The following is a 14408-nucleotide window of genomic DNA, read 5'->3' on the forward strand; positions in this document are numbered from 1 at the left end:
CACTTGCCGTGAGCGGCTCCGCGCTGGCCGCACCACCCGCACAAGCCACTGACCTGCTGGCCGGCGCGGGCGCGACGCCCCGTACGGCATCCGCCGAGGACCGGGCCGCCGCGAACTCCACGAAGTCCGCGGCGCAATCCGGTCATTCCGTCGAGGTCGAGTCCGCGCGGACCGAGGACAGCAAGACGTTCGCGAACCCGGATGGAACGTTCACTCTGGACCGCTACCTACGGCCGGTGCACGTACGCCAGAACGGCAAGTTCGTCCCCGCCGACGACACCCTCGTCGCCGCCAAGGACGGCACCATCCGACCCAAGGCGGCCCGCGCGGACTTCGCCTTCTCCGGCGGCGGGGACAAGGCACCCCTGGCAACCGTGACCAAGGACGGCCGGCAGATCTCCCTGACCTGGCCGGGCGAACTGCCCGAGCCGGCCCTCGACGGCGACACCGCCACCTACACCGAAGTCCTCCCCGGCGTCGACCTGAAGGTCATCGCCGAGCCTGACTCCTTCTCCCACGTCCTGGTCGTCAAGACCCCTCAGGCCGCCAAGAACCCCAAGCTCGCCAGGCTCGACTTCGGCCTCGCCACCAAAGGCCTGGGCATCAAAGCGGACAAAGACGGCAACCTCAGCGCCGTGACCCCCGCCGGACAGACCGTCTTCACCGCTCCCAAGCCCGCGATGTGGGACAGCAAGGGCGCGAAGCCCGCCGCCGACAAGGCCGCACCCCGCGCGCAGACGGCACCGGAGGCAGCGGCTCCCCCGGGCGCCGAGGCAGCGGAGGGCGCCAGCCCACTGCGGCCTTCCGCCGACCCCAGCGAAGCCGCTCCGGAGTCCGCCAAGCAGGCCGCGCTGGGCGTCGAGCTGCGTGGCACGGCCCTCAGGCTGACCCCGGACCAGGGTCTCCTCACAGCGGCCGACACCACCTACCCGGTCGTCATCGACCCCACCTGGCAGACGGACTGGAAGAACCTGTGGGCCATCGCCTACAAACACAACGCCTTCCCCAACTCCGCCAACACCGCCTACATCAACGGCGGCACGCTCTCCAAGGAAGCCCGCGTCGGCTGCGCCAAGGACGGCAACAACGGCAACCAGGTCGTCTGCGCCAAGACCTTCTTCCACGTCCCCATGACCCAGCTCCACGGCAAGCAGATCCTCGAATCGACCCTGCGCATCAAGCAGACCTGGGCTGGTTCGTGGAGCTGCCAGTCCGGTGACGTCGAAGTCTGGGACACCAACGGCATCACGTCCGCCACGACCTGGAACAACCAGCCCGCCTGGAGCTCCAAGATCGACGCCACCGGCGTCTCGTTCGGCGGGCGCAGCTGCCCCACTGCCGGTGGCGAGGACCTCGTCGAGTTCAACGTCACCAAAGCGGCCGAGGCCGCCGCCGGGAACCGCTGGGGATACTGGGCCTTCGGACTCAAGGCCAAGAACGACACCGTCGACGTCTCCTGGCGCAAGTTCGACCCGGAGACCGCGCGCATCTCCACGAACTACAACACCCCGCCGGCCACCCCCTCCGGCCAGTCCACCGATCCGTGGGTGCCCTGCGGCGGCGGTTCGTTCGGCCTGGTCGACAACGTGACGCTGCGCGCGACCCTCAACGACGACGAGGACAACCAGGTCTCCGCCCAGTTCGTCATCTGGAAGGAGGGCGGCGGCAGCCTGCCGGACCGCTGGACGAGCGCCGTCCGCGGCAACGTGGCCGCCGTGACCATCCCGGCCGGCCAACTGGAGAGCAACGTCACCTACCGGTGGGACGTCCGCGCCTGGGACGGCCACGCCTACTCCCCCTGGGCCGGCCAGTGCCGGTTCAGCATGGACAAGGACCGGCCAGGCAGACCGCCGACCGTCACGTCGAGCCAGTTCCCCGACGGCAGCGGCGGAACCTGGGGCCGACCGGCCCGCACCGACGGCACCTTCACCCTCGGCGCCAACGGCATCTCCGACGTGGTGCGCTACGAGTGGTACACGGACTTCGACACCACCTTGCGCAAGGTCGACGCGGCCGATGCCGGCGGCAGCGCAACCGTCCCCTTCAGGCCGCTCAGCGTCGGCCCGCAGCACATGTACGTCACGAGCTTCGACGCGGCCGGGAACCCCTCCGACGTCCGCAGCTACCTCTTCTACGCCTCGCGCAGCGCCACGCGCGACCGCTACGGCGACGTCAACGGCGACGGCACGACCGACCTGTGGGCCGTCGACAAGGACGGCGGCCAGCTCAAGGTGCATCCCGGCCAGGGCGACGGCACCTTCGGCCTGTCCCGCGACGCCGACAACAGCAGCTTCGCCACCGTATCCGTCACCCACCGCGGCGACTGGGGGCAGGACGGCTACGAGGACCTCATCGTCCTCAAGCGCGGCCCCGACGGCGCCCAGACCCTGTACCGCCGCAACAACAACGGCGACGGGACGCTCGACGCCCGGCCCACCGGCGAGTACCGCCTCGACACCCTCAACCCGGACAACAAGCGCTGGTCCGCGGGCGGCCAGATCCTCTCCCTGGGCAGCGTCACCGACGACACCGACGACCCGGACAGGGCCCCGGACGGCGTCGTCGACGAGAACGACCAGCCCGAACTGCTCCTGCTCACCGGCAACCAGCTCTGGCTCTACTACCCGACCAGGTCCGACTACCTCGACGAGTCCCGCGACCCGGTACAGATCGGCGACGCGGTCTGGGCCGGCAAGACCGTCATGACCCCGGGCGACACCACCGGGGACGGACTGCCCGAACTGTGGGTCCGCGAGAACGACACCGGCAAGGTCTGGGAGTACCGCAGCCGCAAGGACGCGAGCGGCAACTTCGACCCGTCCGCCTACGCCGACACCGCCAACCGCACCCAGATCGGCACCGGCTTCACCGCCGCCGCCTATCCACACCTCAGCACCGACGGCGACATCGAGAACCAGACCGCCGGCACCCACTACCCCGACCTGTGGGCCATCGACCCGCAGGGACGCGTCCACGAGTTCCCCGGCAAGGCGCTCTCCGACGGCTCCGCTTTTGGCCCCGCCCGCAACCTCGTCACCAACAGCCGCACCTGGAACGACTGCCAGACCTTCGACGGCCCCGACACCGAGCCCGCCGAACTGTGCGGCGCCGTCCTGTCCAAGTACCTGGCACTCGGCGGCCCGACGGGCAAACTGCGCTACCCGGTCACCAAGTCCCGGCCGACACCGGACGGTGCCGGACGCTACGCGCACTTCCAGGGACAGGGCACCACCGGCCAGAACTCAAACGGCTCCATCTACTGGTCTCCGAACACCGGCGCTTGGTTCGTCCACGGCGCCATCCGGACGAAGTGGGCCGCGCTGGGATGGGAGCAGGGCTTCCTCGGCTACCCCACCGGCGACGAGGACCGCCTCACGGCGTCCAGCGATGCCTGGATCTCTTCCTTCGCCGGCGCCCCGAACGCCTCACCCGGGGCCATCACGCACTACGACCCCGCCGGCTCCCACGAAATGCACGGCGCGATCTACGCGCAGTACCTGCAGCTCGGGGGGCCCCTGGCGGTCGGGTTCCCCAGCACCGATGAATCCGCCACCCCCGTGAAGGTCGGCCGCTACAACCACTTCCGGCTCATGGGTGCAGGCGGTGACACCTCATCCGTCTACTGGTCGCCCAGCACCGGCGCCCACCAGGTCAAGGGCGCGATCCGCGACCGCTGGGCGTCGATGGGATGGGAGAACAGCTACCTCGGCTTCCCCACCACCGACGAGCACGCGGTCGCGGCCGGCGCCCGCTCGAAGTTCGAGAACGACGCCTACATCCGCTGGAACAGCGTCACCGGCATCACGACCGACTACGCGGCAGGGGCCGAGACCCCGATGTGGCGCACCAACCTGACCGGCGACTTCGACGGCGACGGCCGCGACGAACTCGCCACGATGATGGACCACCGCAACTGCGCGGCCGGCTTGTGGACCACGAGCATCACCAACGCGTCGATCAGCATGCCCGTGGAACGCAAGAGCTGGCCGGCGGACTGGTGGTGCGTGCGCAGCGCCAAGTACCTGTCCGGCGATTTCAACGGCGACGGGCGCGACGACATCGCCGCCATGTACGGCTATCCGAACGGAGGCGTCGCGTTCTTCACCTTCACAGGCCGGGCCGACGGCTCCTTCGGCGACGTCAAGAGCCGGGAGATCCCGCCGGGCAACTGGGACTGGAACGCCATCACACTCGCCTCCGGGGACTACAACGGCGACGGCCGCGACGACATCGCCATGATGTACGACTTCGGCGGATGCGACATGGGGCTGTTCACCCTGCTCGGCCGGCCCGACGCGGGGTTCGCCAACGAGACCTCCAGCTTCCGGTCCGGCCCCGGCAACTGGTGCGCGGGATCGAGCACCATGATGTCGGGCGACCACAACGGCGACGGCCGTGACGACCTGTCGTTCATGTACAACTACGGCAACGGGCGAGCGGCACTGTGGACCTTCCTCGGCACTCCCGGTGGCGGATTCGCCAACGGCACCCCCAGCTGGACCGTTCCGGAGAACTACTGGTTCGCGGACAAGGCCCGTTACACCACCGGGGACTTCAACGCCGACGGCCGCACCGACATCGCGGCCATGTACGGATACCCCGACGGCCGGGTCCGCTTCTTCACGTTCCTCGCCAAGGCGGACGGGGGCTTCAACGACAACTACGTCAGCTACGACATCCCCCCGGGGAACTGGGAGTGGAACCGCGTGTTCCTGAACTCCGGAAACTTCAACGGGGACAACCGCACCGACCTGATGTACATGTACGACTACGGGACCACGGAGTACCTCATGTCAGTACTCCCGACCCAGCCGAACGGGACCCTGGGCGGGAGCAGTCCTCCGTCCCGCCGAATCGAAAGGGGAACGTGGTAGCAGGAGCGCCTCGCCCACGGCCACGACGCCGCGCTTGACGGCCGAGCGGCTTCTGAAGATCCGCTGCTCTGGCCCCGGCCCCAGTGGGGTCGGGGCCAGTCCTGCGCCTGCACGAGACGGCTCGAGGACACGGCCCTGGAAGGCGACGATGTCGACGACGAAGGACGTGACCTCCCTTCGCCACAGCAGCCGATCGACACCGGACAGTTCCCGTCACCCGTGCCACTCAGGTAGGCGATCAGGTTGCTGCCGGTCTCCGGTCCGATACCTCGACGTACGAGAGCGAGTCGGCTGCCGAGAGGCCGGCCCGCTCCTGCCGCCCTACGAAGGGTTTCGGAAGCGCGTCGCGGCCCGGTTCGAATACCCGCTGATGGCCACCGCGTCTACAGCGCATGACGCCACGGCGATGGCATCAGTGGGCGCCCTCGTTCATGACGGCCGCCCGCCGAACTCCCAGTTGTGCACCTCGATGTCGGCGTACAGGTCGTGCGTGAGGACGGCGCGAGCGGTGTCCGGGTCCGGCGCCCGGACCAACGCCGCCGTGCCCAACCAGAGAGTCTCGTCGTCGGACAACAGCGGTCCGTAGGCGATCAGCTCGCTGCGCTCGGGCGGCAGCGCGAGGTCGGCGGCCTGCCCGGTGCCGAGACCGAGCACCAGGTACCGGTTGCCTCCGGTCCGGCCGCCGGGGAAGTCCCACATGGTGCGCCCCAGCGTGTTGCGCCACCGTCGCACGAGCACGTCCCGGTAGGCGCCGGCCTGGTAGTTCGGCTCTTCGAAGGCGAACGCGCGGGCAGCAGCAGGATCGGGCAGGTCGAGGATGTGCACACTGCCAGTGAGGGTCTCGCCGTCGTCCGCGAAGGTCGGCCCCCGGGCGATCATCCCCTTCGCGAATCCGTCCATGTACGACAAGTGCGCATCGTTCAGTGCGTAGCGCAGCGGCAGGGAGCCGGTGCGGTCGCGGTGGTAGCAGAGGAACTCCATGGCCGCAGTGTTCCCTTGGAGGGGTCGCGATCGCGAGGGGGTTTCAGCTCGAAGGCGACCGTCCAGCCGTGCGCGCAACGGAACGCGCCTTCGCCCGCCAAGGCCTCCTTTCTACCTTCGGGGGTGCATCACCCGGGTACCTGGGCCATGCTCCGCCACACCGGGTGCGGTCAGCGGGACAGGGTCTTGCTGCGTTGTTCGGCTTTGGTGAACAGGCCGGACAGCCGGATCATCTCCGCACGTTGCTCCGGCTCGATGGCGTGCGCGAACGTCTGCCGCAGCCGCAGCCCGGTCTTGGAGAGTTCGACCTGCTGGTCGCAGCCCATGTCCCGTACCGCGATGGCGATCTCCTCCTTCCGTCGCTGCTCCAACGGTTCGGTGGAGTGCGCGTAGGCCTCTCGCAGGGCCGGGGGGATGCGCGACGGAGAGTCGTAGCTGTACCCGTACTGGCTCATGCACGTCTGCCAGCGCCCGAGCAGGGCTTCGTAACTCTGGTCGGACGTCGCCTTCTTGAACAGGCCGAGGCTGATCTCCTGCGGTATGTAGGTGATCCGCGCCCAGGTGTCCAGGTCGCCGTACACGGAAACGTGGGCCTTCGCCGCACAGCCTTCTTTCGGGTACCAATAGACGATGCCGCCCGGGGCGGTCAGTTTGGCGAGTGCGGTGCGCGGCCCGAGCAGGGTTTCGCGTAGACGCGGATGGTCTCCGTTGCCGGCTTGCTCGTTCCGCCCGTCGGACGGCGCTGCTTCGGACAGCGCGTACCCGTGTTGCCGGACCCAGTCGGCGCTGACCCCGCCGCCCTGGTCCGCGTCCGGGTTGGGCCGGTCGACGCCCCCCTTCCACGGGATCCCGGCGTCCCGCATGCACTTCTCGGTCAGCGCGAGGTCGACCAGCGCCACCTGGTACAGCCGATCCGGATAGTCCCCAGAGTTGGTGATCATGTCCACGGTGCCCTGGTCGAGGTGGTCCGGCACCCGCGCACCCCCCGGCTGCGAGCTGCCGCAGCCGGAGAGCGCGATGGCCATCAACACCAACAGGGTGGCTTTGACGGTGGTGGGACGCATATCAGTGGCTGCACCAGTACATCGACTCGAAGTCGTCGTTCCAGTTCCCGCCGCCCGGCTTCGCGTCGAGCGACAGGTTCTGACGGATGCTGCCCAGGCCCTCGGTCATGATCTGGCCGGAGTAGTACGTGCCGGTGGCGAAGTGGACGGGGCAGTTGTTGCCGTTGTTGAACGACGACGAGGCCTTGTTGTTGATGAAGGAGGGCAGGGTCGGATTGTTGTTCTGGCCCTGCCACCGCTGCCCGCTCCAGTTCGCGTCGACCCACAGACAGGAGTAGCCCCGCGGGCAGTCACCCGTGCCGGCCACGATCGCGGCGATCTCGGCGGAGTCGGAACCGGTGGGCTGGGCCAGCGCCGGTGCGGAGAAGACGCCCGCCATGACGACGGCCGCAGCCCCGATCACAGCCATCCTGGATCGCACGTTTCCGGACATTACAATTTCCCCTTTTCGATGACGATTCCCGACGTGAAATACACGTAGCCGAGCCCACGGCACAACGACACCAATCAGCCGCAATGCAGCTGTTCGAATCTCCCTCACCAGGGCCGCACGCAGCCTGCCAGGGCGCCGGTCCGCGCGACAGAGGAATGGATCAGTCCTCATGTAATTCCCGGAATTGGATCTTGGAATTGGCCGGATGGCGTCCACCCCGATCCGCTGCGGGAGATTTCACCCACAGCAATACAAGAGGCGGAATCATATGCCAGTCGCCCCTGTACGGCTGTTATACCTCTCAGCTGCACGAACAACCCGGACCCTCACGTCTGCCGCGGATGTCGCATGGGGGTATGACTGGGGCCGTATTGCGCATGAGCCGAGCCGGCACGGGCCTTCCTGGCGGGTCGGCCCTCCAGCGATTCTTGGGAGTAGGCGCATGTAGAAGCATCTTCAAGTTGTTTGGCGCGGAGGGGGCCAGTGCAGGCGGATTACTGCTTGCACGTTTCAAATGGGGGCTTCTCACGGATTGCGAGAAGTACGTACCGGGTCCCCCGGCGTTCTCCAGGAAACCGGTTATCGGCTTGTTTCAGCCGTCGAGGTTGCGGCCATCTCCATCGATGTCACCTGGTTTTTACTGGAGTGGGGCGTCTTCTATGTAGACCTGGCAATATTTCGCCGGAACGAATGTCTCCGTGCGGCGGACCTTTCCCTCTGCCGTGTCCGGCCTGCAGGATTGGTCAGGCACCGTACGGACCAAGGGCGAAGCCGGGCGCTCGACGTTCCACCAGGAGCCAGGCCACGACCGCGCCCGCGTCGAAGGTCGGGTGCACGTCCGTCCCGACCAGCGCCGGAGGGAAGTCGTCGTGCCGACGGCACCAGCACGGGCAGCAGCGCCACGCCCCGGGTGGACGACAGCGGCACTCCGACCACGCCCCTGGTCGCGCGGCCGAAGTCGACGTCGGCCGTTGCGACCCGCGACAGCCAGCCCAGGCGCACCGCGTGGTCGAAGTCGGTCCGACGAACACCGAGGCGTACCGCGGCCTGGTCCGGCCCGAAGGGCACGTGTCGGTCGAGGAGGGCGGGCAGGTCCCGGCGCCGGGCCAGGGCGGCCACCTGGTCCGGGTGCACCTCCGGGAACTCCGTCTCTCCGCCGAGGCGGACGAGGAGGCCGGCTCGGCGGAGATGGCCGACCGCCGCGGCGGTCCCCCTCGGCAGGCGCCACGGGCCCGGGACACCCAGGGCCTCCGTCAGCCGGTCCGCCGCCCACCCCGCAACCAGCTGGCCGCCTGCCGCGCGTCGTACCGCTCCCGCACCGAACGCACCATGAACCGCACCCCAATCACACACCATGACGATCCGACTGTCAGGCTGCGCCGGAAAGATCTCGGCACAGACACCCGCACAAACTGCTGTTGCAGCAGGTCCTCGCCGAACCGGCCTGGACGAAGGAGCTGGCCGACGAGGACGGGCGAGGAGTGACTGCGCTGTTCTGGTCGAACATCAACCAGTACGGCACCTTCCGCCTCGACAAGGACAAGCGGCTCGACCTGCTGCGTGCCCTGATGCCCGGGCCGCGCCGCGCGGCGGATGACGGCGTTCAAGCAGCAGGTTCGGCATCCGGCCGCCGAACCGGAGCAACACCGCCGCCCGCGTCGTGACCACCCGCAACCTTCCATGGACGTGATCCAGGCGGGAGCATCTTGGTGATGGTGGACGGGGGTGGCAGACCATGGGGCGTAGACGGGGTGCGTGGGCCGGGTCGGCGGTAGCGGCAGGGGCCGCATTGGTGGCGGCTGTGCTGGGGCCGGTGACCAACTATGCCAGTGACGCGGTGCCTGGCTGGGCGGCGCAGGCGTGGGTGATCTGGCCGGTGTTCGCCGTGCTGGTGGTGGTCAGCATCGGGCTGTCGCTGTGGGGCAGGCATCTCGATGCCGCAGCAAGGCCTCCGGCGCGGCTGGCACCGGTGAGCCGACTGGCCCGAGGCCAGCAGGCTTCGTTACGTCCCCCGCATGTTCAGCGCGTGCGGGGGCGTGAGGGCGAACTCGCTGTGCTGGCAGGCATGCTTCGGCGGCCACACGGCCGGTTCGCGGTGCTGTGCGCGGTCGGCGGGATGGGTAAGACAACGGTGGCCGCGCAATTGGCCACCCAGGCCGAGGCGGCGGGCTGGCGAGTGTTTTGGGTGCGCTGGCGCGACGGTGCCGAGCTGGCGCAGCAGATGGTGCAGGCGGCGCTGGCCTGCGGCCTGCCAGAGGCAGAGCTGGAGGCCGCGCGAGCGGGGCAGGCGAGCCTGCCGGATGTGGTCTGGCGACAGTTGGGCCGGGTGCGGCGGTGGCTGCTAGTGGTGGACAACGCCGACGAGCCGTACGCGATCGGCCCGGCCGGGGAGCCGGTGGCCGACTATCGCGGCTGGATCCGTCCTCATGGCCGGGGCCTGCTGGTGGTGACCAGCCGGGATGGCAGCGAGCAGACCTGGGGTCCGTGCGCACAGCTGCTGCCGCTGGAGCCGCTGCCGGTGCGACCTGCGGGGCAGGTCCTACTGGACGCTGCTCCCATGGCCGGCACCGCCGAGCAGGCCCGGGGACTGGCGGCGCGACTGGGCGGGCTGCCACTGGCGTTGCACGCGGCCGGCACCTATCTGGACGGACCCACCAGCCGGTACCGCACCTTTGCCGCCTACCGCCAGGCCCTGGAACAGGAACCGCGGTTCTTGTTGGGAGCGGCGCACCCGAATGCCTCCGATCCGCAGGTCGCCCGCGCCGTGGTGCGGCACACCTGGGAGGTGTCCTTGGACCAGCTCGCCGGGGAGGGAAACGCTTTGGCCCGCCCCTTGTTGCGACTGCTGGCCCTGCTGGCTCAGGCCCCCGTCCCACTGTCCCTGATCACCCCGGACCTGCTATCCGTCGTCACCGGACACGATGTCACCGCGGTGGCCCTGGAGGCCGCGTTCGCCGGCCTGCACCGCTACGGTCTCCTCGGCCTGCCCCACTCTCCCGGCAGCACCGGCCCGGCGTCGGGCAGCCATGAGGGGGTGCAGGTGGTGCTGCATCCCCTGATCCGAGAGATCAACGCTGTCACCCTCACGGCCGAGACTTCCGATCTGGCCGTGTGGCACCGGGCCCTCGCCGAGCGGCTGACCACGGCCGTGCACGAGGCCAATCAGCGCGGGCGCGCTGGTTGGCCTGCAGCCGTGCTCCTCGCCCCCCACCTGCCGCTGCTGCTCGACTACGCGGACCCCCGCACCACCACACACCACCGAACCACTCTCAACGCCCTGGCGCAGGTGCTGGAGAAGGCCGGCGCTTTCGGTGCGGCGCGCCTGCTGCTTGAACGGGTCCTCGATGTCGAGACCCGCATGCTGGGCCCCGAGCACCCTGATGCCTTGACCACCCGCAACAACCTGGGCAATGCCTTGTTTGGAATGGGAGAGCCGGCCGAAGCAATACGCCTACTCCGGCAGACCCTGGAGGACCGCACCCGCATCCTGGGCACCCTGCACCCCGATACCCTGACCAGCCGCAATGACCTCGCGTGCGCTTTGGACGGGACGGGTGAGCATGCCGAGGCGGTGGGTCTGCTGCGGCAGAACCTCAACGACCGTACCCGTGTCCTGGGCCCCGAGCATCCGCATACCCTGGCCAGCCGGGACAGCCTCGGTCTCGCACTGGATGGGATGGGCGAGCACTCACAAGCAGTGCGCATGCACCGGCAGACCCTTGACGATCGCATCCGTGTCCTGGGCCCCGAGCACCACCTCACCCTGCTCAGCCGCCACAGCCTCGCCAGCGCCCTGACCAGGGCGGGTGAGCAGACGGAGGCGATACAGCTGCTGCGGCAGGCGCTCAACGACCACGCCCGCATCCTGGGCGACGAGCATCCGCACACGCTGGCCAGCCGGGACAGCCTCGGTCTCGCACTGGACGGGATGGGCGAGCACTCACAAGCAGTGCGCATGCACCGGCAGACCCTGGAGGACCGCACCCGCATCCTGAGCCCCGAGCACCCGGACACCCTTGCCAGTCGCCACAACCTCGCTCTCGCTTTGACCAGTGCAGGTGAGCAGGCCGAGGCGATAGACCTGCTGCGCCAAACCTTCGACGACCGCGTCCGCATCCTGGGCGACGAGCACACGCATACCTTGAGCACCCGCAACGCGCTGGAGACAGCGCTGGCCATGTCCACCCAACAGCCACAAAGCCGGTGGTGGCACCGGCTGCGACGCAGCAACGTCGCAGCCAGTGGCAGTTGAGGAGGCCCTGTATCCCCGAGCCGCCAAGCAACAGCGTGGAGGGCGGCCGCGTCACCTGCCCCCGGAAACGGTAGATCTCAGCAGGTCAGATGACGGGCGAGATCAAAGATCAAACTTAGTGGTCGACCAACATCTCGAAGTCGTTGTCTGGAAGTCGCCGAACTTCTGCAAGTGCTCCGGGTCGGAGTCGCAGCCGTTGGTGTTGGTGCGCACCAACCTGGTCCAGGTGTCGCTGCCGGACGCGTCCCTGTACCGGGCCGTCACCCAGGCCGGGATGCACGCGTTGGTGTTGGAGAGTTCGGCGACGTCGAACCAGAGGCTGAACGCCTTGAATTCCTCTGCCCCCGCAGCAGCAGCGGTAGCGGAGGAAGCGCTCAACGAGCCGGCCGGCAGTGCCGCCCCCGCGCCCCGCAGGCTCTCCGACACCTTGCACGACACCGCGCGTCGGCCGACCGCCCCATGGAGCAGAACCTCCCCGACAGGATCGGCCGGAGCGAGGGAGGTCATCCGGCACGGTCAAAGCGGGAGGCCGTCTGGCCCACTCCTTGCGTGGTGCATGGCAGTCCGGGCAGACATCGCCCGTACACGTCCGACAAGGAGGCCGGCGTTGCCACGACCACGAGCGAATCAAGCGCCCCTGACCACGCAAAGCCGCAGGAGCCGTCGGAGCCGACTACGATGGGCGCCCCTGCTGGCGGTCGCCGCAGTCCTGGCCTGCGTAATGCCCGCGACGGCCACCAACGGAACGGTGTGGACAACCCTGGCTCCGCTGCCCGCCGCCCGGGACTTCCTGGGGGCGGCGAGCGCTCCCTGCCCGCCAGGCCAGACCGGCACCTGCGTCTACGCCATCGGCGGCCGTGACGCCTTCGGCAACGCCACGACCCCCAGCACGGTCTCGGGCCGGGCGGAGTCGTACAACCGGCTCACCAATGCCTGGTCGACTCTCCGTCCGATGCCCACACCCCGATGGGGCTTCGGGACGGCGAGCGCTCCCTGCCCACCGGGCCAGACCGGCACCTGCATCTACGCCATCGGCGGATTCACGTCCTTCGCCCTCACGGGTCCGGACGCACCCGTCGCCACGGTGGAGTCGTACAACCCCGTAACCAATGCCTGGAGCACGGTCACCTCGCTTCCTGCGCCGCGTGGGTCACTCGCGGCGGCGGCCGCGCCCTGTCCGCCGGGCCAGACCGGCACCTGCGTCTACGCCGTAGCCGGACTCGACGGCACCGGAACCGCCCTGGGCCAGGTCCATTCGTACAACCCCGCCACCAACGCCTGGAGCCAACCGACTGCGCTGCCCACGCCCCGGTACGGCCTCGCCGCGGCGGCCGCGACGTGCCCGCCGGGCCAGACCGGCACCTGCGTCTACGCGATGGGCGGCGTCGACGGCACCAGCACCGTCCAGGCCAGCGTCCGCTCCTACAACCCGGCCACCAACGCGTGGAGCCCCGTGGAGCCACTGCCCACCGGCCGCTACCTCCTCGCGGCGGCGGCCGCGCCCTGCCCGCCGGGCCAGACCGGCACCTGCGTCTACACGGTCGGCGGCCGTGGCGGCGCCGGCTTCAATGCCCTGGGCACCGTGGAGTCGTACAACGCCGCCTCCAACGCCTGGACCACCCTGCCCACGCTTCCGACGGCGCGGTCGCACCTGGCGGCCGCGGTCATGCAATGTCCGCCCGGGCAGGGCGCCATGTGCGTGTACGCCACAGGCGGCAGCTCCCCCACCGGCCTCCACAGCACGGTCGACGCCCTCGACCCGCCCCTGGACATGGCGGGACGATAGTTCCCCATCACCTTCCGCAGATTCAAGGCCTGCCCCACACCTCCACAATGGCGCCGAGGCGCAGACCAACGAGCACGCCTTCGCAGAGTGACGGGGCTCCCCCTCTCCTATCCGCTCCCAGACCCCGGATACTGCCCTCACCGGCGGCATCCGGGGGCTCCCCCAACAGCCCTCCGTCACGGTGGAGAACGTTCCCCGGTTCGGTGGGGGGGGTCTGCCGCAGCGGCTGGCTGACAAGGCCGCACTTCTGAAGGGCGTCCATGTCCCCGCCGGTGCAAGCGACGAACTCCGCCCCCAGCAACGGCTCCATGCCAGGCATGCTGAGGATCACCTCGGCATCCCCGTGCTCTCTGAAGCGTGCCGCGATCCTTGCATCCACGGCGGTGATCTCTTCGTCCAGAGCCAGGACCGACCGGGCCAGCGTGTTCACCACGGCTGAGGCCGTGCTCTCCCCGGCCACGGCGGTGTGCTGGGCCTGCGCCGCGGTGACGGCCGCATCGGCCATGGCTCGGGCGCCACGGACCTTGCGGTTCTTCAGCCAGGTCGCGAGCCGCCTCGAGCCGATCCGTCGCAGGCCGGCCGGGGTCCGGTAGCCGGTCAGGAGGATGAGTGCGGCTTCAGCTCCAGGAGCTCCGGCTCATTGTTCGACACCCGGCGCGAGAGCACCTTCGTCCCGTCCGTGCCGATCACCGTGCAGTGGTGCGCGGCCTTGCCGGCATCCGTCCGCGCCCAGAGCTCGGGCACCCGGGCCTGCCTCGTCGTCCGGTTGACTGGTCCCTGCAGACGACCACGCCGACGTGTCCTTACGAAGCGACCTCTGTTCGCTCATCCCAATGAGCGGCCGTGTCGTCGCGGGGCACCGGGCGGCCAATCAGTCAAAGCCACAACCACGGTATGAGCGCCGTAAGGCCACAACCAGGCCCCTGGGTCTCCCGATCGTACGAAGGACCGGAATCAACCCGCCAACAAGGTAAGGAGCGCTAGTTCTGTCCAGTGGGCATGGGGGTTGTCGTGCCGA

At 69.1% G+C, this 14408-nt stretch carries 10 protein-coding genes; 4 read left to right on the top strand and 6 right to left on the bottom strand.

What is annotated here, in order from left to right; all coding sequences use genetic code 11:
* Nucleotides 1-8: 8 nt before the first annotated feature.
* Nucleotides 9-4874: an FG-GAP-like repeat-containing protein gene (locus tag ACWGDE_RS04050; RefSeq protein WP_453387403.1), complete on the top strand. Its 4866-nt coding sequence runs from the start codon at nucleotides 9-11 to the stop codon at nucleotides 4872-4874.
* Nucleotides 4875-5303: 429 nt separating this feature from the next.
* Here ACWGDE_RS04050 and ACWGDE_RS04055 read toward each other — a convergent pair whose 3' ends face one another.
* The 3 genes from ACWGDE_RS04055 to ACWGDE_RS04065 form a co-directional block, all read right to left on the bottom strand.
* Nucleotides 5304-5855: a YciI family protein gene (locus tag ACWGDE_RS04055; protein WP_453387404.1), complete on the bottom strand. Its 552-nt coding sequence runs from the start codon at nucleotides 5853-5855 to the stop codon at nucleotides 5304-5306.
* Between the two features lie 170 nt (nucleotides 5856-6025).
* Nucleotides 6026-6919 (bottom strand): hypothetical protein, encoded by an 894-nt coding sequence (locus tag ACWGDE_RS04060; protein ID WP_453387405.1) that lies wholly within the window; start codon nucleotides 6917-6919, stop codon nucleotides 6026-6028.
* Between the two features lies 1 nt (nucleotide 6920).
* The gene (locus ACWGDE_RS04065) at nucleotides 6921-7328 is read right to left on the bottom strand and encodes a peptidase inhibitor family I36 protein (protein ID WP_453387406.1); all 408 of its coding nucleotides are present in this window, start codon (nucleotides 7326-7328) and stop codon (nucleotides 6921-6923) included.
* 1442 nt (nucleotides 7329-8770) lie between these two features.
* On the opposite strand from ACWGDE_RS04065, the gene ACWGDE_RS04070 reads away from it, so the two are divergent.
* Both ACWGDE_RS04070 and fxsT read left to right on the top strand, forming a co-directional pair.
* Nucleotides 8771-9016 carry a hypothetical protein gene (locus tag ACWGDE_RS04070; protein WP_453387407.1) on the top strand — a complete coding sequence of 82 codons (246 nt, stop codon included), beginning with the start codon at nucleotides 8771-8773 and terminating at the stop codon, nucleotides 9014-9016.
* 149 nt (nucleotides 9017-9165) lie between these two features.
* Nucleotides 9166-11604: an FxSxx-COOH system tetratricopeptide repeat protein gene (fxsT, locus tag ACWGDE_RS04075; protein WP_453387408.1), complete on the top strand. Its 2439-nt coding sequence runs from the start codon at nucleotides 9166-9168 to the stop codon at nucleotides 11602-11604.
* Nucleotides 11605-11706: 102 nt separating this feature from the next.
* On the opposite strand, the gene ACWGDE_RS04080 is transcribed toward fxsT, so the two are convergent.
* Nucleotides 11707-12111 (bottom strand): hypothetical protein, encoded by a 405-nt coding sequence (locus ACWGDE_RS04080; RefSeq protein WP_453387409.1) that lies wholly within the window; start codon nucleotides 12109-12111, stop codon nucleotides 11707-11709.
* 241 nt (nucleotides 12112-12352) lie between these two features.
* Between ACWGDE_RS04080 and ACWGDE_RS04085 the strand changes: the two genes are divergently transcribed.
* Nucleotides 12353-13390 (top strand): Kelch repeat-containing protein, encoded by a 1038-nt coding sequence (locus ACWGDE_RS04085; RefSeq protein ID WP_453387410.1) that lies wholly within the window; start codon nucleotides 12353-12355, stop codon nucleotides 13388-13390.
* Between the two features lie 22 nt (nucleotides 13391-13412).
* Here the strand turns inward: ACWGDE_RS04085 and ACWGDE_RS04090 are convergent, their stop codons facing one another.
* Entirely contained in the window at nucleotides 13413-13895 is a 483-nt protein-coding gene (locus ACWGDE_RS04090) for a hypothetical protein (RefSeq protein WP_453387411.1), read from the bottom strand.
* A 92-nt stretch (nucleotides 13896-13987) separates the two neighbouring features.
* A complete protein-coding gene (locus ACWGDE_RS04095) occupies nucleotides 13988-14134 on the bottom strand; it encodes a hypothetical protein (RefSeq protein ID WP_453387412.1) in 147 nt (48 codons plus the stop codon).
* Nucleotides 14135-14408 lie beyond the last annotated feature (274 nt).

It is taken from the genome of Streptomyces sp. NPDC054956 (genome assembly GCF_053609185.1).